The following is a 413-nucleotide window of genomic DNA, read 5'->3' on the forward strand; positions in this document are numbered from 1 at the left end:
GTCCCAGCGAGTTCCTCGACCGTGCGGCCGTCCAGGAGCCCGCCGGCGACAGCTGCTTCCGCCCGGGTCAGATCATAGAGCTCACAAAGCAGCGAGGCTTCGATCCGCAGGCTGCGGGCTGAGCTCGTGATGACGAGCAGGGCCTGGGCGCGCGAAAAGACATCCCGCGCTTGCCGGCGGACCGGCATGACATGGATGATGAAGGCGGGAAGATCGCCCTTGGCCGGCACCGGGATCGACCGCGTATCGCCCATGCGATCATGCCCGAGATCGGCGAGCGCCCTTTGCAGAAGCGTGTTCGCACGGGGATCATCGAGCGCGATCCTGTCCCTGGCCTTAAGGACGATCTGCCCGAGCAGGGCTTCGAAGCCCGGGTTGGCGGCGTAGACGGCGCCGCCTGCGCCCACCAGCGC

Annotated in this window: 1 protein-coding gene; it reads right to left on the reverse strand. The window is 67.8% G+C overall.

Annotated elements, in window-relative coordinates; all coding sequences use genetic code 11:
- On the reverse strand, nucleotides 1-413 hold a 413-nt coding region (locus AB4Y92_RS26140; protein ID WP_441822270.1), incomplete at both ends, for a hypothetical protein.

It is taken from the genome of Lysobacter sp. TAB13, assembly GCF_052113885.1.
Taxonomy (GTDB): domain Bacteria; phylum Pseudomonadota; class Gammaproteobacteria; order Xanthomonadales; family Xanthomonadaceae; genus Lysobacter; species Lysobacter gummosus.